Origin of the sequence: Enterobacter cloacae complex sp. IR5401 (genome assembly GCF_049238425.1) — a bacterium.
Classification (GTDB): Bacteria; Pseudomonadota; Gammaproteobacteria; order Enterobacterales; family Enterobacteriaceae; genus Enterobacter; species Enterobacter hormaechei_C.
In genome coordinates, this window is sequence record NZ_JBMKHN010000011.1 from 63,785 (window position 1) to 84,196 (window position 20,412).

23 protein-coding genes are annotated in these 20,412 nt (G+C 54.9%); 14 read left to right on the plus strand and 9 right to left on the minus strand.

The genetic code is table 11. The features are described from left to right. Entirely contained in the window at nucleotides 1–861 is an 861-nt protein-coding gene (locus ACOTX1_RS16300) for an L-ribulose-5-phosphate 3-epimerase (RefSeq protein ID WP_003856027.1), read from the plus strand. After that, the gene (locus ACOTX1_RS16305; protein WP_003856029.1) at nucleotides 854–1,540 is read left to right on the plus strand and encodes an L-ribulose-5-phosphate 4-epimerase; all 687 of its coding nucleotides are present in this window, start codon (nucleotides 854–856) and stop codon (nucleotides 1,538–1,540) included. Before ACOTX1_RS16300 ends, ACOTX1_RS16305 begins: the two co-directional genes overlap by 8 nt. A 134-nt stretch (nucleotides 1,541–1,674) precedes the next feature. Here ACOTX1_RS16305 and yjfY read toward each other — a convergent pair whose 3' ends face one another. Next, nucleotides 1,675–1,950 carry a DUF1471 family protein YjfY gene (yjfY, locus tag ACOTX1_RS16310; RefSeq protein ID WP_023315267.1) on the minus strand — a complete coding sequence of 92 codons (276 nt, stop codon included), beginning with the start codon at nucleotides 1,948–1,950 and terminating at the stop codon, nucleotides 1,675–1,677. A 340-nt stretch (nucleotides 1,951–2,290) separates the two neighbouring features. Here yjfY and rpsF point away from each other — a divergent pair, with 340 nt between their 5' ends. The 5 genes from rpsF (at nucleotide 2,291) to ACOTX1_RS16335 (ending at nucleotide 4,812) form a co-directional block, all read left to right on the plus strand. Next, nucleotides 2,291–2,686: a 30S ribosomal protein S6 gene (rpsF, locus tag ACOTX1_RS16315; RefSeq protein WP_003856034.1), complete on the plus strand. Its 396-nt coding sequence runs from the start codon at nucleotides 2,291–2,293 to the stop codon at nucleotides 2,684–2,686. Nucleotides 2,687–2,692: 6 nt separating this feature from the next. Continuing rightward, complete coding sequence (gene priB, locus ACOTX1_RS16320; RefSeq protein ID WP_003856035.1) at nucleotides 2,693–3,007, plus strand: primosomal replication protein N; 315 nt, start codon at nucleotides 2,693–2,695, stop codon at nucleotides 3,005–3,007. Between the two features lie 4 nt (nucleotides 3,008–3,011). Continuing rightward, a complete protein-coding gene (gene rpsR, locus ACOTX1_RS16325; protein ID WP_000135199.1) occupies nucleotides 3,012–3,239 on the plus strand; it encodes a 30S ribosomal protein S18 in 228 nt (75 codons plus the stop codon). A 41-nt stretch (nucleotides 3,240–3,280) separates the two neighbouring features. Beyond that, nucleotides 3,281–3,730: a 50S ribosomal protein L9 gene (gene rplI, locus ACOTX1_RS16330; protein WP_003856039.1), complete on the plus strand. Its 450-nt coding sequence runs from the start codon at nucleotides 3,281–3,283 to the stop codon at nucleotides 3,728–3,730. Between the two features lie 152 nt (nucleotides 3,731–3,882). Next, nucleotides 3,883–4,812, plus strand: coding sequence for a DMT family transporter (locus ACOTX1_RS16335; protein WP_023315269.1), 930 nt, complete (start codon nucleotides 3,883–3,885; stop codon nucleotides 4,810–4,812). A gap of 46 nt (nucleotides 4,813–4,858) precedes the next feature. On the opposite strand, the gene ACOTX1_RS16340 is transcribed toward ACOTX1_RS16335, so the two are convergent. Next, on the minus strand, nucleotides 4,859–5,497 hold the full coding sequence (locus tag ACOTX1_RS16340) for an OapA family protein (protein ID WP_023315270.1): 639 nt from the start codon (nucleotides 5,495–5,497) through the stop codon (nucleotides 4,859–4,861). A 231-nt stretch (nucleotides 5,498–5,728) separates the two neighbouring features. Here ACOTX1_RS16340 and fklB point away from each other — a divergent pair, with 231 nt between their 5' ends. Next, on the plus strand, nucleotides 5,729–6,349 hold the full coding sequence (gene fklB, locus ACOTX1_RS16345; RefSeq protein WP_008502892.1) for an FKBP-type peptidyl-prolyl cis-trans isomerase: 621 nt from the start codon (nucleotides 5,729–5,731) through the stop codon (nucleotides 6,347–6,349). Between the two features lie 314 nt (nucleotides 6,350–6,663). Beyond that, nucleotides 6,664–8,073: a D-serine/D-alanine/glycine transporter gene (gene cycA, locus ACOTX1_RS16350; protein WP_003856045.1), complete on the plus strand. Its 1,410-nt coding sequence runs from the start codon at nucleotides 6,664–6,666 to the stop codon at nucleotides 8,071–8,073. A gap of 86 nt (nucleotides 8,074–8,159) precedes the next feature. Here cycA and ytfE read toward each other — a convergent pair whose 3' ends face one another. Next, nucleotides 8,160–8,822 (minus strand): iron-sulfur cluster repair protein YtfE, encoded by a 663-nt coding sequence (gene ytfE / locus ACOTX1_RS16355; protein ID WP_263522403.1) that lies wholly within the window; start codon nucleotides 8,820–8,822, stop codon nucleotides 8,160–8,162. Nucleotides 8,823–9,067: 245 nt separating this feature from the next. On the opposite strand from ytfE, the gene ACOTX1_RS16360 reads away from it, so the two are divergent. Next, complete coding sequence (locus tag ACOTX1_RS16360; protein ID WP_023315271.1) at nucleotides 9,068–10,717, plus strand: methyl-accepting chemotaxis protein; 1,650 nt, start codon at nucleotides 9,068–9,070, stop codon at nucleotides 10,715–10,717. Between the two features lie 87 nt (nucleotides 10,718–10,804). Here the strand turns inward: ACOTX1_RS16360 and ACOTX1_RS16365 are convergent, their stop codons facing one another. The 3 genes from ACOTX1_RS16365 to ACOTX1_RS16375 all read right to left on the minus strand — a co-directional run bounded on the left by ACOTX1_RS16365 (nucleotide 10,805) and on the right by ACOTX1_RS16375 (nucleotide 13,600). Continuing rightward, the gene (locus ACOTX1_RS16365) at nucleotides 10,805–11,770 is read right to left on the minus strand and encodes a DMT family transporter (protein WP_022650265.1); all 966 of its coding nucleotides are present in this window, start codon (nucleotides 11,768–11,770) and stop codon (nucleotides 10,805–10,807) included. A gap of 75 nt (nucleotides 11,771–11,845) precedes the next feature. Next, entirely contained in the window at nucleotides 11,846–12,670 is an 825-nt protein-coding gene (locus ACOTX1_RS16370) for an AraC family transcriptional regulator (protein ID WP_023315272.1), read from the minus strand. An 81-nt stretch (nucleotides 12,671–12,751) separates the two neighbouring features. Beyond that, entirely contained in the window at nucleotides 12,752–13,600 is an 849-nt protein-coding gene (locus ACOTX1_RS16375; RefSeq protein ID WP_022650267.1) for an SDR family oxidoreductase, read from the minus strand. Nucleotides 13,601–13,684: 84 nt separating this feature from the next. Between ACOTX1_RS16375 and ACOTX1_RS16380 the strand changes: the two genes are divergently transcribed. Next, nucleotides 13,685–14,071: a winged helix-turn-helix transcriptional regulator gene (locus tag ACOTX1_RS16380; RefSeq protein ID WP_022650268.1), complete on the plus strand. Its 387-nt coding sequence runs from the start codon at nucleotides 13,685–13,687 to the stop codon at nucleotides 14,069–14,071. Between the two features lie 93 nt (nucleotides 14,072–14,164). On the opposite strand, the gene ACOTX1_RS16385 is transcribed toward ACOTX1_RS16380, so the two are convergent. After that, the gene (locus ACOTX1_RS16385) at nucleotides 14,165–16,108 is read right to left on the minus strand and encodes a 2',3'-cyclic-nucleotide 2'-phosphodiesterase (RefSeq protein ID WP_023315273.1); all 1,944 of its coding nucleotides are present in this window, start codon (nucleotides 16,106–16,108) and stop codon (nucleotides 14,165–14,167) included. A 190-nt stretch (nucleotides 16,109–16,298) separates the two neighbouring features. Here ACOTX1_RS16385 and cysQ point away from each other — a divergent pair, with 190 nt between their 5' ends. Further along, entirely contained in the window at nucleotides 16,299–17,039 is a 741-nt protein-coding gene (cysQ, locus tag ACOTX1_RS16390; protein ID WP_003856050.1) for a 3'(2'),5'-bisphosphate nucleotidase CysQ, read from the plus strand. On the opposite strand, the gene ACOTX1_RS16395 is transcribed toward cysQ, so the two are convergent. Further along, on the minus strand, nucleotides 17,033–17,590 hold the full coding sequence (locus tag ACOTX1_RS16395; RefSeq protein WP_023315274.1) for a YtfJ family protein: 558 nt from the start codon (nucleotides 17,588–17,590) through the stop codon (nucleotides 17,033–17,035). The two genes, cysQ and ACOTX1_RS16395, sit on opposite strands and share 7 nt — an antisense overlap. A gap of 324 nt (nucleotides 17,591–17,914) precedes the next feature. On the opposite strand from ACOTX1_RS16395, the gene ACOTX1_RS16400 reads away from it, so the two are divergent. Both ACOTX1_RS16400 and ACOTX1_RS16405 read left to right on the plus strand, forming a co-directional pair. After that, nucleotides 17,915–18,121 carry a DUF1107 domain-containing protein gene (locus ACOTX1_RS16400; RefSeq protein ID WP_003856054.1) on the plus strand — a complete coding sequence of 69 codons (207 nt, stop codon included), beginning with the start codon at nucleotides 17,915–17,917 and terminating at the stop codon, nucleotides 18,119–18,121. A gap of 335 nt (nucleotides 18,122–18,456) precedes the next feature. Continuing rightward, a complete protein-coding gene (locus ACOTX1_RS16405) occupies nucleotides 18,457–18,864 on the plus strand; it encodes a hypothetical protein (protein WP_023315275.1) in 408 nt (135 codons plus the stop codon). Nucleotides 18,865–18,947: 83 nt separating this feature from the next. On the opposite strand, the gene ACOTX1_RS16410 is transcribed toward ACOTX1_RS16405, so the two are convergent. After that, on the minus strand, nucleotides 18,948–20,285 hold the full coding sequence (locus ACOTX1_RS16410; RefSeq protein ID WP_022650272.1) for a hemolysin family protein: 1,338 nt from the start codon (nucleotides 20,283–20,285) through the stop codon (nucleotides 18,948–18,950). Between the last annotated feature and the right edge of the window lie 127 nt (nucleotides 20,286–20,412).

Genomic DNA, 20,412 nt, shown 5'->3' on the forward strand with positions numbered 1-20,412 from the left:
ATGTTGTCAAAACAGGTCCCGCTTGGCATCTATGAAAAGGCACTCCCTGCGGGGGAGTGCTGGCTGGAGCGGTTACAGCTGGCGAAGCAGCTGGGTTTCGATTTTGTCGAAATGTCGCTGGATGAGACGGACGAGCGTCTTGCTCGCCTGGACTGGAGCCGCGACCAGCGTCTGGCGCTGGTGAGCGCCATTGCCGAAACCGGCGTGCGCGTGCCATCCATGTGCCTGAGCGCTCATCGTCGTTTTCCGCTTGGCAGCGAAGATGATGCCGTACGCGCCGAAGGGCTGGAGATCATGCGTAAAGCTATTCGCTTCGCACAGGATGTCGGCATCCGCGTGATCCAACTGGCGGGTTATGATGTTTACTATCAGGAAGCCAATGATGAAACGCGTCGTCGTTTCCGTGACGGCCTGAAAGAGAGCGTTGAGATGGCAAGCCGTGCGCAGGTGACGCTGGCGATGGAGATCATGGATTATCCGTTGATGAACTCCATCAGCAAGGCGCTGGGCTACGCGCACTATCTGAATAACCCGTGGTTCCAGCTTTATCCGGATATCGGCAACCTGTCGGCATGGGATAACGACGTACAGATGGAGCTTCAGGCGGGCATCGGGCATATCGTGGCGGTGCACGTTAAAGATACCCGTCCCGGCGTGTTTAAAAACGTACCGTTCGGCACCGGGGTGGTGGATTTCGAACGGTGCTTCCAGACGCTCAAACAGACAGGTTATTGCGGGCCTTACCTGATTGAGATGTGGAGCGAAACCGCGGACGATCCGGCGGCAGAAGTGGCGAAAGCCCGGGACTGGGTGTGCGAGCGCATGGCGCGGGCAGGACTGATGGAGGCGGAACATGCTTAAGCTGAAACAGCAGGTCTTTGAAGCCAATATGGATCTCCCGCGCTATGGACTGGTGACGTTTACGTGGGGCAACGTAAGCGCCATCGATCGCGAGCAGGGGCTGGTGGTGATTAAGCCGAGCGGCGTGGCCTATGACGCCATGAAAGCGGACGATATGGTGGTGGTTGACCTGGAAGGACTGGTCGTTGAAGGCAAATGGCGTCCTTCTTCTGATACGGCAACCCATCTGGCGCTGTACCAGCGTTACCCGTCCTTGGGGGGGATTGTACATACCCATTCCACGCACGCCACCGCCTGGGCACAGGCCGGGCTGGCGATCCCTGCTTTGGGTACAACGCACGCGGACTACTTCTTCGGTGATATTCCCTGCACGCGGGCGTTAACGCAGACTGAGGTCGAAGGCGAGTACGAACTTAACACCGGCAGGGTCATTATCGAAACGCTGGGTGAGACGGAACCACTGCATACGCCGGGTATTGTGGTGTACCAGCATGGTCCATTCTCCTGGGGTAAAGATGCGCATGACGCCGTGCATAACGCGGTGGTGATGGAAGAGGTGGCCAGAATGGCGTGGATTGCGCGCGGCATTAACCCACAGCTTCAGGGCATTGATGATTATCTGATGAACAAGCATTTCATGCGTAAGCACGGCCCGAATGCTTATTACGGGCAGAAGTGAATAAGTGCTCTGGAATACCGAAACAGTTGTAACCGGTGGTATTCCGGAGCCATTCATAAAAAAGCCCCCGGGCAGGGGGCAAATTATATATGGCTTTGATTTTCTTTGGCTTTCTTGGTGCTAGCGATAAAGCGTTACTGGTAAATATCTGCACTGGCGTGCATATTACCGTTGCTGCCGGGCTCACGTGTCAGCATGACGTGATAGCATTTTGCGCCCTGCGCATCGGTTTCTTCATTAAGCGCCTGATCTGCTTCACTTTCAGTGGCGAAGTTATGATTGATGTAAATAACGCCTAAGCTCTGCACATCATCCATGTTTCTGGCCTGTTGGCTGTCTATTCTGATGGCTGCCATCGCGTTTGCACTGAGCAAAAGCGCAGCCAAAATGGCGATTGCGATTCTTTTCATGATATGCGCTCCACGACTGCGTGCTGTGATACGGGGGAATGCTCTCCTTCTCTGTTCAGGGTTTCTGATTAAAGTGTAATCGCTACCCGGGTTGGGATGGGTGACCATTTCTGATGATGTTGTTCAAAAAAACAGCGCTTCTGATGAGTGCGATTTTAAATCACCCACTTAGAACAGCTTTACCCTTTGTGCGAATTATTTGTGCAATCAGCTTGAGTTTCCTGGGGGGCGCAAGTATTATGACGCGTCAATTTTTCAGCCGACCTTTAACACGTTCCTTGCCTCCCCGGGCCTCGGCTGACCCAGACAGGAGGCTGAATAATCCGTAAGGAGCAATTCGATGCGTCATTACGAAATCGTTTTTATGGTCCACCCTGACCAGAGCGAACAGGTTCCGGGCATGATCGAGCGTTACTCTGCTGCCATCACTGGTGCAGAAGGCACGATCCACCGTCTGGAAGACTGGGGCCGCCGTCAGCTGGCTTACCCGATCAACAAACTGCACAAAGCACACTACGTTCTGATGAACGTTGAAGCTCCGCAGGAAGTGATCGATGAGCTGGAAACTACCTTCCGCTTCAACGATGCCGTTATCCGCAGCATGGTTATGCGTACCAAACACGCAGTGACCGAAGCATCTCCGATGGTTAAAGCGAAAGACGAGCGCCGTGAGCGTCGCGATGATTTCGCAAACGAAACCGCAGATGATTCTGATGCTGGGGATTCTGAAGAGTAATTTCTGATGACCAACCGTCTGGTGTTGTCCGGCACCGTGTGCAGGACCCCCCTTCGAAAGGTCAGCCCATCAGGAATTCCGCATTGCCAGTTCGTGCTTGAGCATCGTTCTGTGCAAGAGGAAGCCGGGTTTCACCGGCAGGCGTGGTGCCAAATGCCCGTAATTATTAGCGGACACGAAAACCAGGCCATTACTCACAGTTTAACGGTCGGTAGCGCAGTAATCGTTCAGGGGTTCATTTCTTGCCACAAGGCAAAGAACGGCCTGAGCAAAATGGTTCTGCATGCCGAGCAGATTGATTTGATAGATTCTGGAGACTAGCCATATGGCACGTTATTTCCGTCGTCGCAAGTTCTGCCGTTTCACCGCGGAAGGCGTTCAAGAGATCGACTATAAAGATATCGCAACGCTGAAAAACTACATCACCGAAAGCGGTAAGATTGTCCCAAGCCGTATCACCGGTACTCGTGCAAAATATCAGCGTCAGCTGGCTCGCGCTATCAAACGCGCTCGCTACCTGTCTCTGCTGCCGTACACTGATCGTCATCAGTAATCGGGCACGGTCCATTAATACGACTTTAAGAGGATAAGGTAATGCAAGTTATTCTGCTTGATAAAGTAGCAAACCTGGGCAGCCTGGGTGATCAGGTAAACGTTAAAGCGGGTTACGCTCGTAACTTCCTGGTTCCACAGGGTAAAGCTGTTCCAGCTACTAAGAAAAACGTAGAGTTTTTCGAAGCACGTCGTGCTGAACTGGAAGCCAAACTGGCTGACGTTCTGGCGGCTGCTAACGCTCGCGCTGAAGCAATCAACGCACTGGGCACCGTTACCATCGCGTCCAAAGCTGGCGACGAAGGTAAACTGTTCGGTTCCATCGGTACGCGCGATATCGCTGATGCAGTTACTGCGGCAGGCGTTAAAGTGGCTAAGAGCGAAGTTCGTCTGCCGAACGGCGTTCTGCGTACCACTGGTGAGCACGAAGTTGACTTCCAGGTTCACAGCGAAGTGTTCGCTAAACTGGTTGTTAACGTAGTAGCTGAGTAATTTTTTACTCTGCTCGCGTCGAAGCGCCGGCCTTGTGCCGGCGTTTTGCTTTTTAGCGTGACCCTGCGTCATCTTTTGCTCTTGTAAGGTCGCTATTCCTGACGCATTCTCTGATAATAAATTGAAACGCAATTTTATTTATGAGATTTGTCATGGATACTGCTCTGCCCACGCCCGTCTTTGCCCGTCGAAATGTGGCCTATGCCTGCGCCACGCTCTGCTGTCTGCTTTGGGGAAGCTCGTACCCGGCCATTAAAAGTGGCTACGAACTCTTTCAGATCGCGACCGATGATATCCCCTCCAAAGTCGTCTTTGCCGGATACCGTTTTCTGTTTGCCGGCGCGTTGCTGCTGCTTTTTGCCCTGGCCCAGCGAAAACCGATTGGCAGGCTCACGCCCACGCAGTTTGGCCAGCTCACGATCCTCGGACTGACCCAGACCTCCCTCCAGTACACCTTCTTTTATATCGGCCTGGCCTACACGACCGGGGTGAACGGCTCTATCATGAATGCCACCGGGACCTTCTTCAGCGTGCTGCTGGCGCACTTTATCTACCACAACGACAAACTCAGCTATAACAAAACGCTGGGGTGTGTTCTGGGCTTTGCCGGGGTGATGCTGGTGAACTTCCACAGCGGGTTAAGTGAGTTCCAGTTTGTGTGGAAAGGTGACGGATTTGTGGTGCTGGCCGCCTTTATTCTCTCTGCGGCCACGCTTTACGGGAAACGCATTTCCCAGACCGTTGACCCGACGGTGATGACGGGATGGCAGCTGGGGATAGGCGGGGCGGCACTGGTTGCGGGAGGCTATGCCACGGGCGGGACGCTGGAGGTGCACAGCATGAAAGCCGTCGCCGTGCTGGGGTATCTGACGCTGCTCTCATCCGTGGCGTTCGCCCTGTGGAGCGCGCTGCTGAAAGTAAACCGCGTGAGTATGATTGCCCCGTTCAACTTTGTCATACCTGTAGCAGGGACGGTGCTCTCCGCCATCTTCCTCGGCGAAAACATTATGGACATTAAATACGCGATTGCGCTGGTGCTGGTCTGCTCGGGGATCTGGTGGGTGAATAAACGGCGTGCCTGAGAACAAAAGTGCCGGGTGGCGGCATCGCCTTACCCGGCCTGGGCCATTAACGTGCTCTGATGAAACTGCCGTCCGGCTGGCGGGTAAACAGTACCTGCTGCCCGTTGCCGGTATCGATCGTTAACCCGGTCACCACGCCGCTGGCGTTCTGACGGATCTGCACCATCTGACCATTTTGCAGGTTGCTGAGCGGCTTGCCTGCCCCCTCGACTTGCGCCATGGCATACACATCCGTTGCTGGCAAATTGTGGTCGCGGAACAGCTGGGCAAGAGTTTTCCCAGGCTCTACGCGATACGAACGCCACTGCTGCTCAATGCCGGTGGGCTGTTGCGCCTGTGGCTCTGAAGGGGTGGCGGCCTGCTCCTGATCTTCCTGAACCGGTTCAGGTTCAACCGGCGCAACCTGGCCCGGATCGTTAGACGGTGTAACCAGCTGCGTCTGCATCGGCTGTGAACCAGGCTGCGGCTGGCTTTGCGACTGGATATCCAGCTCAGCATTCCGGCTGACCGGCGCGGTATCAACGTTGTCACTGCCGGAAGGAAGCAGGAAGCCGATGACGATCAGCAACGCGCCGATGATAATGCCTCTGCGATGCAAAGGCGGCAGCGGGTCCATGATGCGAAAGTTATCCGGCGCATGCCAGATTTTCGCCAGGGTAGGTTTCAGTTCAAATCGCCCGGGCATGGCTCTCCTCCTGCTCCGCGTCTTTTTATCCTGTCCTGAGAAGTGTAGTTTGCTAACTGCCTGATGGGCGTAACAAAGCCAGCTTTCGTGACATATATTAGGGAAAATCCTGACGGCTACTATTGTTTCCGTTTCGTCGGAGTTTGTCACCTTTACTTAAGACAAAGTTTTACCCATAAGGGCATGGCTGATATGCTGCCCGCTACTTTAAATGTGATGGAAGGAAAACCCATGACCACCCCGACTTTTGACACTATCGAAGCGCAGGCAAGCTACGGCATCGGCTTGCAGGTAGGACAGCAGCTGAGCGAATCCGGCCTGGAAGGTCTGTTACCGGAAGCGCTGGTGGCGGGTATCGCTGACGCGCTGGAAGGCAAGCAGCCCGCTGTGCCGGTTGACGTTGTGCACCGTGCGCTGCGTGAAATCCACGAACGTGCTGACGCCGTACGTCGCGCGCGTTTCGAAGAGATGGCGGCAGAAGGCGTGAAATATCTGGAAGAGAACCGTGAGCGTGAAGGCGTGAACAGCACCGAGTCCGGCTTGCAGTTCCGCGTAATCAATCAGGGTGATGGCGCAATCCCGGCGCGTACCGACCACGTTCGCGTACACTACACCGGTAAGCTGATCGACGGTACCGTGTTCGACAGCTCCGTCGCGCGTGGCGAACCGGCTGAGTTCCCGGTCAACGGCGTTATCGCAGGCTGGATCGAAGCCCTGACCCTGATGCCAGTAGGTTCCAAATGGGAACTGACTATCCCGCACAACCTGGCTTACGGCGAGCGTGGCGCTGGCGCGTCCATTCCGCCATTCAGCACCCTGGTGTTTGAAGTCGAGCTGCTGGAAATCCTGTAATCGGTTTTTCTTATTTCCCTCTCTCCGATCGGGGAGAGGAAAATAGCGATAAAACCCGGAGTTACGACGGAATCAACATTTTGTATTGCAAACGAAACTGTTACGTGTATTTTTGTGAGCTGTTTCGCGCTGTATGAGTGATATGACACTCACTTTCAACATATTATTAACATAATATTCAAATCATAGTATTCATCCCGCCGATTCTTACCTACTATCGATTAGTCCTTACACAGGGGCCGTCATTTATTTGGCGTAAATAAAGGCCAGAAGAGCCTTAACAACACAGACAGGCATAAACAGGAAAATATCACATGGTAGATCAGGTCAAAGTCGCCGCCGCAGAAGAGGCGACGTCTGAACAGTCGCTACGGCGAAATCTCACGAACCGTCACATTCAGCTTATTGCCATTGGCGGAGCCATCGGCACAGGGCTGTTTATGGGCTCGGGCAAAACCATCAGTCTTGCCGGCCCGTCGATCATCTTCGTTTATATGATCATCGGTTTTATGCTCTTTTTCGTGATGCGTGCAATGGGTGAATTGCTGCTCTCGAATCTTGAATACAAATCCTTCAGCGACTTCGCGTCAGACCTGCTCGGCCCGTGGGCGGGCTATTTTACCGGCTGGACCTACTGGTTCTGCTGGGTGGTCACCGGCATGGCTGACGTTGTGGCCATCACGGCGTACGCGCAATTCTGGTTCCCAGGGCTATCGGACTGGGTGGCTTCGCTGGCGGTGATTGTCCTGCTGCTGAGCCTGAACCTCGCCACCGTTAAAATGTTCGGTGAGATGGAGTTCTGGTTCGCGATGATCAAAATCGTCGCCATCATCGCGCTGATTGTCGTCGGGCTGGTGATGGTGCTGACGCACTTCCAGTCGCCAACCGGCGTACAGGCGTCGTTTGCCCATCTGTGGAATGACGGCGGCTGGTTCCCGAAAGGGATCAGCGGCTTCTTTGCCGGCTTCCAGATTGCGGTGTTCGCGTTTGTCGGGATTGAGCTGGTCGGTACCACGGCGGCGGAAACCAAAGATCCGGAGAAATCCCTGCCGCGCGCGATCAACTCCATTCCGCTGCGTATCATCATGTTCTACGTGTTCGCGCTGATCGTCATTATGTCCGTGACGCCATGGAGTTCGGTGGTGCCAACCAAGAGCCCGTTCGTCGAGCTGTTCGTGCTGGTGGGACTGCCTGCTGCCGCGAGCCTGATTAACTTCGTGGTGCTGACCTCTGCGGCCTCTTCCGCGAACAGCGGCGTCTTCTCCACCAGCCGTATGCTGTTCGGTCTGGCGCAGGAGGGCGTTGCTCCGAGCGCGTTTGCCAAACTGTCTAAACGCGCGGTACCGGCGAAAGGGCTGACCTTCTCCTGCATCTGTCTGCTGGGCGGTGTGGTGATGCTCTACGTCAACCCGAGCGTAATCGGCGCGTTCACCATGATCACTACGGTGTCGGCGATCCTGTTCATGTTCGTCTGGACCATTATCCTCTGCTCATACCTGGTGTACCGCAAACAGCGTCCACACCTGCATGAGAAGTCGATCTACAAGATGCCGCTGGGCAAGCTGATGTGCTGGGTGTGCATGGCGTTCTTCGTCTTCGTGCTGGTGCTGCTGACGCTGGAAGAAGATACCCGCCAGGCGCTGATCGTCACGCCGCTGTGGTTTATTGCGCTGGGGCTGGGCTGGCTGTTTATCGGTAAGAAACGTATGGCGAGCATGCGTTAAGCATGTTGCCGGGTGGCGCTGACGCTTACCCGGCCTACGTTCGCGGACGTTGTAGGCCCGGTAAGCGCTAGCGCCGCCGGGCTTTTTTATTCCCCCGCTAATGCACGCGGGAACAGAACGTTATTCTCAAGACTGATGTGTTCCATCAGATCGTCGATCATCTCGTTAATGCCGTTGTACATGGCTTTCCAGGTGGTGCACGCCTCTGGCGGCGGTGTGACGTTGTCGGTGGTGTGTTTAATCACTTCCAGCAGTTCGCCGGCGTCATCATGTTCGCTTTCCATCACGCTGATGGGCCCCATGGCCTGGCTGCCCATGCCCTGTTTGATCATCGGGAAGAGGATCTGCTCCTCTTTCATCATGTGGCTGGAAAGTTCTTCGTGCAGCATGGTCAGGTATTTCGCCAGGCCGCGCGGTATGGAAGGTTTATCGGCATGAACGCGTTCAACTTTGGTCGCCTGTAAAATCAGCTCCGGCAGCTGCTCGCGGTGACGATCGTGGTAACGCACAATGATATGGTCGATGATTTCAGCCAGCGGCGCAGTGCGCCAGTCTTTGTCGACGGGCTGTTCAGCCAGCTGAGCCAGCTCCGCTTCGATAGCCTCTACATCCAGCTCTTTACGCGACGCTGCGCGCGCCAGCGTTTGCTTACCGCCGCAGCAGTAATCCATATCATATTTACGGAACAGCGCAGAAGCGCGAGGGATGGAGAGCGCCAGCTCGCCTAAGGGTTGGTCGCGGAAGGCCATAGCAGTTACCTCATCATCAGAAATATAAGATGCATTTTAAATGCATCTTTAAGTGGATACTATAACCCTTTAGAGGCAAGGGTGAAAACGAGAAAGGGATCACAAAAAAAGCATGCTTTCAACTTGCTGATTGAATGCAGAAAAGGGCTTTCGAAAGTTTTTAAAGGTGGAGAAACAGTAAACAACCTGCCGCGCGTGCCGATAGATACAGGTCAGACAATACCTGTATATAAATAAGGCAACGCATGTTTAAACGTATAAAAGTCATTACTCTTTTGATTTCGGTGCTGCTTGTGCTCGGCATCATGCAGCTGATCTCCGCTGGCATTTTCATTAATGCACTCAATAACGATAAAGAGAACTTCACCGTTTCTCAGCTTTCCAGCCAGAACGTTGCGGAGTTTACCGACGCCTGGATCAGCCTGAACCAGGCGCGCGTCACCCTCAACCGCGGCATGCTGCGCCTGCAAAGCAGCATGGCGTCGCAGATTAACGGCGGGCAGTTGAACGAGCTGGTCAATACCGCGAAAAACCTGCTGGCCGATGCCCAGACCCATTACGATAAATACTATGCGCTGCCGGAAACGCCGGGTATGGACGAGCACCTGGCCGATCGCCTGGAAGAGCAGTACCGCGTCTACTCCGCCACGCTGACGCAAATGAACGTTCTGCTGGGGCAGGGCAATCTGGAAGATATGTTCAAACAAAATGCCGAACAGAAGCAGACCGCGATGCAAAAGGTTTATCGCGAGTGGCGTGAGGCGCAGGCCGCGCTGACCGCCAAAGGTATCCAGGACAATGAAAGCGACTACAAACGCATTCTGTGGATCCTTTCTGCGGTGATGCTGCTGGTGATCGCGGTGATTATTTCCAGCTGGATTGCGATGCGCCGCGTGCTGCTGCTGCCGCTGGAAGAGGTGATCAACCATATCCGCGCCATTGCCGCAGGGGATTTAACCCAGCCGATTCAGGCTGAGGGTAAAAATGAAATGGCGATCCTGGCGCGCAACGTTCAGGAGATGCAGACTGCGCTGGCCAACACGGTGGGCGTGGTGCGTGAAGGCGCAGATACCATCTACACCGGCGCGGGTGAAATCTCGGCGGGCAGCAACGATCTCTCCTCCCGTACCGAACAGCAGGCCGCTTCTCTGGAAGAGACGGCAGCCAGCATGGAACAGTTAACCGCTACCGTGAAGCAAAACGCCGATAACGCGCGTCAGGCGTCACGCCTGGCGCTGGACGCCTCCTCCACCGCGAAGAAGGGCGGTAACGTGGTGGAAGGCGTGGTGCGGACGATGGACGAAATCGCCACCAGTTCCAGCAAAATCGCGCAAATTACTAACGTGATCGACGGCATTGCTTTCCAGACCAATATTCTGGCGCTGAACGCGGCGGTAGAAGCGGCGCGCGCGGGCGAGCAGGGACGTGGCTTCGCGGTTGTCGCGGGCGAGGTGCGTACCCTTGCCCAGCGCAGTGCGCAGGCGGCGAAAGAGATCAAAGCGCTGATCGATGATTCCGGCGAACGCGTCAACGCGGGTTCTCAGCTGGTAAATGAAGCGGGCGCGACGATGGCGGAGATCGTCAATGCGGTTACGCGCGTAACGGACATCATGGGTGAGATTGCGTCGGCCTCCGACGAACAGAGCCGCGGTATCGACCAGGTGGGTCAGGCGGTGGCGGAGATGGATCGCGTCACCCAGCAGAACGCCTCGCTGGTGGAAGAGTCTGCGGCGGCAGCGGCGGCGCTGGAAGATCAGGCAGCACGCCTGAACGACGCGGTGGCGGTGTTTAAGATCACCCGCAACCAGGCGGTGAAAGCCGCGCCCGTGAAGGCTTACGCGCCTAAGGCGCAGCCCGTAGCAACGGCGTCTGAAGCGAACTGGGAGACGTTCTAAAGGCTTGCCCGGTGGCGGCTACGCCTTACCGGGCCTACGAGGCGTTATTTTGTAGGCCGGGTAAGCGTCAGCGCCACCCGGCAGAAATCACCCCTCCGACGCCGGAACGACCATCGGTTTTTCCGGCTTCGCTCTCACCGCAATCACCACCCCAACGACCAGTAGCGCGATCCCGCAGGCCGTTAGCAACGGCGGCACGCTCTGGCGCATCAGGAAGGTATAGAGCAGCCCGGCCAGTGTCTCAAAGACAATCAGCGGCCCCAGTATCACCGTCGGCAGCTTCTGGCTGGCAATGTTCCAGCACAGCGCGCCCACCCACGAACAGAGCACGGCAATGGCGACCATTAACCCGACGAATACCCACGGGCGCGGTCCGAAGGGCAGGGTAAATGCCGGTTGCTGGCTACCCAGCCAGACACACGCGCCCACATAGCCCAGCAACGAGACAGGGAGGGTGACCAGCGCCTGCGCCGTGGCCCACATCATCGGATGCTTATCCGGGTTTTCCCGCAGCCAGCGTGCGTTGCGCAGGGCATACCAGGCCCAACAGACAACCGAAATAAACGCCAGAAAGATCCCTGAACCGTAACGCCACACGCTGAAATTTTCCAGACCATGGCGAAGCTCGGCAATATTCACGCACACCAGCCCCACGGCAATGCAGACCAGCGCCGGCGCCATTTTTGACCACGCCAGTTTGCCGTCACGCTGGCTGTAAAGCAGGTTCGCGAAAACCGGGATGACCACCGGCAGCGTGCCGATAATCATGGTCGACACCGGCGCACCGGTGCGCTGAATGGCGCTCGCCAGACAGACGTAGTAGATCAGATTACCCATCATGGTCAGCGCCAGCGCGGTGAGCCAGTCCTGGCGGCCCAGCTGACGCAGACGCGTGCGCCCCAGCCACGCCAGCGGCACGGCAATCAGCCCCAGCGCCAGGTAACGTCCGGTCGACTGCAATATTGCCGGGTACTCCGGCACAATCAGCGGGCCGACAAAAATCAGCCCCCACATCAAACCCGCAAGCAGGGCATACAACACGCCGCTAATCATTTTTCCATCCATCTTGATTCACTTTGCGCTCAGTGTAGGAGGGCAAAACGGGCGCGTATTGTATGAGGTTGCGCATTAGCGCGGCATAACCTGTTTCTGGTAGCGCACGGGCGTGATGCCGTAGCGACGGGTGAAGGCGCGGGTCAGGTGCGACTGATCGGTCAGCCCGGTCGCGGCGGCCACCTCGGCGGCAGGCATGCCATGGGTGAGGAATGCTTTGGCGCGCCACAGCCGGATGGCCATCAGCATCTGGTGGGGCGTAACGTGGAAATGGGCTTTGAACTGGCGCTGAAAATGGTACGGGCTGAGCGAGACAACGTTAGCCAGCTCGTCCAGGGTCAGCGAGCGCATATAGTTGTCGTGCAGGTAGTCGCGAACGCGTTCGAAGCGGTGCGTGGCCTCCTGCACCACCGGCGCATGGTGGGCCAGCGGCTGAAAAGTCTGAATCAAATCCAGTAGCAGCCCCTTCTGCGCCAGCGGATCGTCCGTGTGCCACAGGCCATAAATCAACTGGCCTATCTGTTGCGAGCGCAGCGGATCGTGACGCGTGACGTCGCTAAACCACCAGTGACGCAGGCCAGTGACCTCTTCCAGCAGGTCGGGTTCGATGTAGACCATCCGGTAGCGCCAGCCGCCTTCAGTGGCGGATTCCCCGGTGTGGATCTCGTCCGGGTTCATGGTCACGACGGATTTTTCCGCGGCAAGATGCTGGGTACCGCGATAGCGGAAGCGTTCGGCACCGGTTTCGATGGTGCCGATACCGAAGGCTTCATGAGTGTGCGGCTCGAAGGCGTAGTCAGAGATATGGGCGTGATAAAGCTCCAGGCCCGGCAGCTGCGCCAGATGGCGAAAGCGCGCGCTGTCTCTCTCATCAGTGAACTGTTCCGGTACGCCTTGCACAGTGAGCCTCCTTGTGGGTCATCGCTTCATTATCAGAGATGACCCGAGGGGACGCCACAAAAAATAACCAATTTTTAACAACTACAGGATGGCTTTGACGCTTTCCGCCAGCGGTGTGGTTGGGCGGCCAATGAGCTTGCTCAGGGTATGGCTGTCGTCGAACAGGCCGCCTTTGGACGCGCCGGTGTCGGAGTCCGCCAGCATTTCCGCCAGCCCGGCAGGCAGACCAACGCCCTTCAGCGCAGCGGCGAAATCGGCTTCGCTGAGGTTCTGATACGTTACCGGCTTACCGCTCTGCTTGCTCAGTTCCGCAGCCAGTTCGCTCAGCGTCCAGGCATTATCACCCGCCAGTTCATACACCTTGCCGGCATGACCCTCTTCAGAAATCACTTTCGCTGCCGCCGCCGCGTAATCCGCACGGGTCGCAGAGGCAATTTTGCCTTCGCCTGCGGCCCCCATAAACACGCCGTGTTCCAGCGCTGGCGGCGCGCTTGCCAGGTAGTTTTCGGTGTACCAGCCGTTGCGCAGCAGGGCGTAAGGCACGCCGGAGGCCGCCAGGGCATTTTCGGTTTCGACGTGCTCAACGTGCAGACCCAGCGGGGATTTGTCAGCATGCAGCAGGCTGGTATAGGCGATGAATTTCACCCCGGCGGCTTTGGCGGCGTTTATCACGTTCTGGTGCTGTACGGCGCGCTGGCCCACTTCGCTGGAGGAGATGAGCAGTAGTTTATCCACGCCGTTCAGTGCGGTGGTAAATGCGGCTTCATCGGTGTAATCCGCCTGACGCACAACGACCCCTTGCTGACGCAACGCTTCGGCTTTCGCCAGGTTACGCACAATAGCCACGATCTGGCTGGCCGGAACGGTTTTCAGCAGTTCTTCAATAACGTGTTGGCCAAGCTGGCCGGTTGCGCCGGTAATCGCGATCATGATGAATCTCCTTCGTGTTTGTCTGGTGTTGTGGCACACTATCACCATAACTAACTTTTAGTAAGTACGTACAAAAAGGTAAGTATGAAAACAACAATACCAACGCTCAGCGAGCAAATGCGCGATGGCAACCTCTTTGCGGAACAGTGCCCGTCACGGGAGGTGCTCAAACACGTAACCAGCCGCTGGGGCGTGCTGATCCTGGTGGCGTTACGTCAGGGGACGCATCGCTTCAGCGATCTGCGCCGCAAGATGGGCGGCGTCAGCGAGAAGATGCTGGCTCAGTCTTTACAGGCGCTGGAACATGACGGGTTTGTCGATCGCGTGTCGTATCCGGTCGTGCCGCCGCATGTGGAGTATAGCCTGACGCCGCTGGGGCGGGAGGTAAGCGAGAAGGTGGCCGCGCTGGCCGACTGGATTGAGGTCAATACGCCGCAGGTGATGGCGAATAGGGACGAGCGTGCGGCATGAAATGCCGGGTGGCGCTTGCGCTTACCCGGCCTACGGGATCGAGGATTGCGGGTAGGCCGGGTAAGGCGAAGCCGCCACCCGGCACAATCATCGCTACCTGCTCAAATCCACCTGATAAATCGCGAACCCAATATCATCCGTCGCGACCTTTTGCATCGGATACTGCGCCTTATCCTTGATAAACGCGGCTGCTTTATCGGACGGAGATGTCTCAAAGCGAATATCCAGCTTAGTGTCGCTGTGGATCGGCGCAAGTCGCCAGTTGTTATCCACCGCCGGATGAATTTCACCCGCCTTTTTCGACACCGCGCTGATCCACGCCGCCAGCACCGAACGGTTCTCATCCGGTGAGGCAAAGGCGATATGGCTGTCACCCGTACCGGCAAACTTACCGCCATAGGCGCGGTAGTTGTTGGTCACCACCAGGAAAGTGGCATTAGGATCAATCGCTTTGCCGTTGAAGGTCAGGTTTTTGATGCGTTCTGCCTGCGGATTAATGGCCTGACATTCGCCGTCATATTTCGCGGGCTGGGTAACGTCAATCTGATAATCCACGCCGTCGATCACGTCGAAGTTGTAGGTGCGGAAACCGTCCCAGTTAATCAGCGACTGCGGTTTGCTGCTGTGCGGATCGATCTGGTTGAACTGTCCGGCAGAGCACTCCAGCCACTCCTTCACCTCTTTCCCGGTGGCTTTCACCACCACGAGTGTGTTGGGATAGAGGTAGAGATCGGCGGCATTACGGAAGGTCAGCTGGCCTTTTTCCACCTCAACGTAGCTGGCCGGATCGTTCTTACGTCCGCCCACTTTGAATGGCGCCGCGGCAGACAGTACCGGCAGATTTGCCAGATCCGGATCGCCCTGAATATAGTGCTCCGCATAGGCTTTCTGCGCCATGTTGACTACCTGCACGGTCGGATCATCCTGTACCAGCGCGAGGAAGCTGTACATGTTATCAGCCGATTTACCGATCGGCTTGCTGACAAATTCACGCGTCGCGTCGTGGTCATGCTTCAGGACGTCGACCAGCTTTTTATCTTCCCCTGCCAGAGATTTTTTGGCCGCTGCGTCGTAGATCGGACGCGCTTCCGCTTTCGACTGCGTGACTTTCCAGCTTCCGCTGTCGTTATTCAGCACCAGATCCACCACGCCAAGGTGGTCACCCCACATGCCCGGCATCACCGATGGCACACCGTTGAGCGTCCCTTTTTCGATGTCCGCGCCTTTGATATCAGCGAAATCTTTGCCCGGGAAGACGGCATGGGCGTGACCAAACAGGATCGCATCCACGCCCGGCACCTGGCTGAGATAGTACACGGAGTTCTCAGCCATCACCTGATACGGGTCGGCCGAGAGGCCGGAGTGGGCCACGACGACCACCACATCCGCCCCTTTCGCCCGCATCTCCGGCGCGTATTTGCGCGCGGTTTCGGTAATGTCGTTGACGGTTACTTTCCCGTCGAGGTTGGCTTTATCCCACGTCATGATCTGCGGCGGTACAAAACCGATATAGCCGATTTTCAGCGTCTGTTTTTTACCGTCCTGGTCGACAACCTCGGTCTCTTTAATCAGATAAGGGGTGAAGAGCGGCTTCTTCGTCTTAACGTCGATGATATTGGCGTTAACGTACGGGAATTTTGCCCCTGCCAGCGCGTCGTGCAGGTATTTCAGACCGTAGTTAAATTCGTGGTTGCCCAGGTTGCCAACCGCATAATCCAGGGTGTTCATCGCTTTATAGACAGGGTGGATCTCGCCTTTTTTCAGCCCCTTCGCCGCCATGTAGTCGCCGAGCGGGCTGCCCTGAATTAAGTCCCCGTTATCGACCAGCAGGCTGTTTTTCACTTCACCGCGGGCGGCGTTGATCAAACTTGCCGTGCGTACCAGTCCGAATTTTTCCGTAGGGGTATCTTTGTAGTAATCGAAGTCCATCATATTGCTGTGCAGATCGGTGGTTTCCAGAATACGGAGATCCACCGTCGCTGCCTGAACGCTTGCCGCAATCAGCGTTGCCAGGAGCGTTGCGCTAAACTTAATCATCTGAGGAGTCCTTTTTTCGATCCAAGCCACAAAAGAATATGTATGTAGTATTTGTTGCTTACAGAAGTGTGAATGCTGCCAGAAAAAAGGGCGCTGAAACCAGAATTGCTTCACAGATAGCGGAATTGTTCACATTACGATATAACTAAAACAATAAGTTATGCCCACTGCGTTAACGAAGAGGTGGAGAATGTTAGATAAAATTTGTCAGCTCGCACGGGATGCGGGTGATGCCATTATGCAGGTGTACGACGGTGCGAAACCGATGGATGTTGTCAGCAAAGCGGATGACTCCCCGGTGACGGCGGCGGATATCGCGGCGCATGCAGTGATCCTGAAAGGTTTGCAGGCCCTGACGCCGGATATTCCGGTCCTTTCTGAAGAAGCGCCCCAGAGCTGGGATGAACGTCAGCACTGGCAGCGTTACTGGCTTGTCGACCCGCTGGACGGCACGAAAGAGTTTATCAAGCGTAACGGTGAATTCACCGTCAACATCGCTCTGATTGAAAACGGGAAAGCGGTACTGGGCGTGGTTTATGCCCCGGTGATGAAGGTGATGTACAGCGCGGCGGAAGGTAAAGCCTGGAAGGAAGAGTGCGGCGTGCGTAAGCAGATCCAGGTGCGTGATGCCCGTCCTCCGCTGGTGGTGATCAGCCGCTCGCACAGTGACAGCGAGCTGGAGGAGTATCTGCAACAGCTGGGTGAACACCAGACGACGTCGATTGGCTCGTCGCTGAAGTTCTGTCTGGTGGCGGAAGGGCAGGCGCAGCTGTACCCACGTTTCGGGCCGACGAACGTCTGGGATACGGCGGCAGGGCATGCGGTGGCGGCGGCCGCTGGCGCGCATGTGCATGACTGGCAGGGTAAGCCACTGGACTACACCCCGCGCGAGTCATTCCTGAATCCGGGCTTCCGGGTGTCACTTTACTGAGTCAGCAGCTTATGCAGCAGGGCAACCACCTGCTGCACCTCATCCTGCGTCAGCGCGCCGTCTTTAACCCACTCTACGCGACCGTTTTTGTCCAGCACGACAATCGCTGAACTCTCCTCTTCCAGCTGCCACGCCTTACGCGTCACGCCGTTGCTGTCGACAATAAACTGCGACCAGGGATAGAGCTTCTTATTGCTCTCAAGGCTTGAGCGCACAAACATGCCGGAGCCGGGAATGGCGTCGTCGGTGTTCACGATGGTAGTGGTCTGGTAGCGATCGTGCGGGAGTTTTGCGGCCTTGATCGCCTCCACGAGGGTAGCGTTTTTCTCTTTAGCGGATGTACGTCCGGCAATATGTTGTACAACTCTCACTTTGCCCGCAAGCTGCGCGCTATTCCAGGCTTTATAGCTAAACTTATCATTGTCGAGAATCAATTCTCCCCGGTCAGCAATGCCGACCGGCGGGACACGTTGTCCTTTTTCAATGTTATGTGCGGAAGCCATCAGCGGCAGCAACAGGCAAGCTGCTACCAGGAGGTTACGTAGGGTCATGGTGTTTCCTTATTGTTAGCAGGTGATCCGACCACTTGGTCATGCGCTTTTAATCATAAGTGCGATCAATAGGCTTTTCCCGCAATCCCGATGCCAGTTTGCGGGCGAACGCACATATCTATGCAAAAACGACGGCATATACTGCGCTGTATCACGCTTTGCAAAGATTATTCTGAATAATTGTAATCAAACGGTAAATAAACTTATGCACACTGGGTAAGTACGAGGTTCTGGTCTATAGTCATTGGGCATCAAAATTTGCGCTCAGGACAGTCGGGCCGATTGTGGCACCGCAAGAGCGTATGATTCGCAGGAGATACAAGAATGAAAATTTTCCAACGCTACAACCCGCTTCAGGTGGCGAAGTACGTGAAGATCCTGTTCCGTGGACGGTTGTACATCAAGGATGTTGGCGCTTTTGAGTTCGATAAGGGCAAAATCCTTATCCCGAAAGTGAAGGACAAACAGCACTTGTCTGTGATGTCCGAAGTCAACCGTCAGGTTATGCGTCTGCAAACTGAGATGGCTTAACCAACGTGCTATGCAGTAGTTGTTAAAAAGACGGCTCCCAATGGGAGCCGTTGATGTTTGTAGGGCCAGTCCAGAGACATACCCTGAAGCAGATAGTTTTGACTTGGCGTTATTTGTATTAACGGGTATAACCATGAATTGATGAAGTTTTTCTTAAAATCTTTTTCAGTGCTAAATATTGATATAAAACATTAAAAACTTGGATCACTATTGGACTTATTATCCATGGCATAAACAATACCCCTATACTTTTTATAAGCGAGTTGTAAAGAGGTCAGCTTTAACTGTTGGCTGAGAAGGGAAGCCGTTACGCATGGAAAATAAATGGAATAATTATGCATCGAGATCTGGTTTTTAAAAATAAGAATATATTTGTGTTATTTATGTTAGCTACCATAGGATATGGGATTTGGCGCATGCTTGGTGACTTTTTTTACCTTGAACAGACTATAGTTTATCGGCATGCCGTAGCTGATAAGTCTATGTTGTATATCACGGAAAGCAGCGCGGGTGCGACGACTTCTTTCGTATATAAATATTATCTTTACACGGCACAAAAGACCGATGAAGTTTTTTTAGAAGACATTAAAAATGGTTATGAACCTTTCCTTGTCACCACCGATCCTGGCGTGAAAGTTAGCATTGAAGACAGAACGATTTTTCTTAAAGTAAGCGGGGATATTTTTAAATTTAATAATATCGTAGGCTCTGCCTTTATTTATCTCAATTCGTCCCCCTTCTAAGGACTTAAAAAATTATTTAAATTACATAAACGGCAGCTTCCGTTTTAAAACAAAAAGGGCAGCTCAACGCTGCCCTTCATAAATTACGCCGACACCTTCTCTTCCGCATCCGGCAGTTTCGGCACCAGCACGGTCGGTTTGCTATCAATACGCGTTACCAGCAACTGATCGATGCGGTAGTTATCAATATCCACCACTTCAAACTTGAAGCCGGAGAACTTCACCGAGTCGGTACGTTTCGGGATTTTACGCAGCATAAACATCATAAAGCCGCCGATGGTCTCGTAGTTGCCGGACTGCGGGAACTCGTCGATGTCGAGCACGCGCATGACGTCTTCAATCGGCGTACCGCCATCGATGAGCCATGAATTTTCGTCACGCTGAACAATCTGCTCTTCCAGCCCCTGGCCGACCAGGTCGCCCATCAGGGTCGTCATAACGTCGTTGAGGGTGATAATGCCCACCACCAGCGCGTATTCGTTCATGATCACCGCGAAGTCTTCCCCGGCGGTTTTGAAACTTTCCAGCGCTTCGGAGAGCGTCAGGGTGTCCGGCACAATCAGGGTGTTGCGGATCTGCACGCCGCTGTTCAGCGCCAGGCTCTGGTTTGCCAGCACGCGGTTCAGCAGGTCTTTGGAGTCCACATAGCCGATGATATGGTCGATATCTTCGTTACAGACCAGGAACTTGGAATGTGGATGCTGCGCCACTTTGGTCTTCAGGCTCTGCTCGTCTTCATGCAGATCGAACCAGATGATGTTTTCACGGCCGGTCATGGAGGACGGCACGGTACGGGATTCCAGTTCGAAAACGTTCTCAATCAGCTCGTGCTCCTGCTTGCGCAGCACGCCTGCCAGCGCCCCGGCTTCCACCACGGCATAAATATCATCGGAGGTGATGTCGTCTTTACGCACCATCGGCAGCTTGAAGATGCGGAAAATGACGTTCGCCAGGCCGTTAAAGAACCACACCAGCGGACGGAAGACATAAAGGCAGAAGCGCATCGGGTTGATGATACGCAAAGCCACAGCTTCTGGCGCAATCATACCGATGCGTTTCGGGGTCAGGTCCGCGAATAAAATGAACAAGCCGGTCACCAGGGAGAAGGAGAGGATGAAGCTCAACTGCTCGGCCAGCTCTACGGACATGTACTTAACAAAGAGGCCATAAAACGCCGGAGAAAACGCTGCATCACCCACGATACCGCCAAGAATGGCGACCGCGTTCAGGCCAATCTGCACCACGGTAAAGAACATGCCGGGATTTTCCTGCATTTTCAGAATGCGTGATGCGTTGATGTTGCCCTCGTCGGCAAGCAGCTTCAGTTTGATTTTACGGGAGGCAGCCAGCGAGATCTCCGATATCGAGAAAAATGCACTGACGGCAATAAGACAAAGTATTACTAAAATACTGTTTAACATAGTTTATCCGGCTTCTCGCCAGATCCTCAGAAGGGGAGTTGATACCATTCGTGTGAAGACACATTGAAGTCAGCTCGTAGCGTTGAGCCGATTATTTCAGCGGTAGTATAGCGTAAAGACGTGTAAA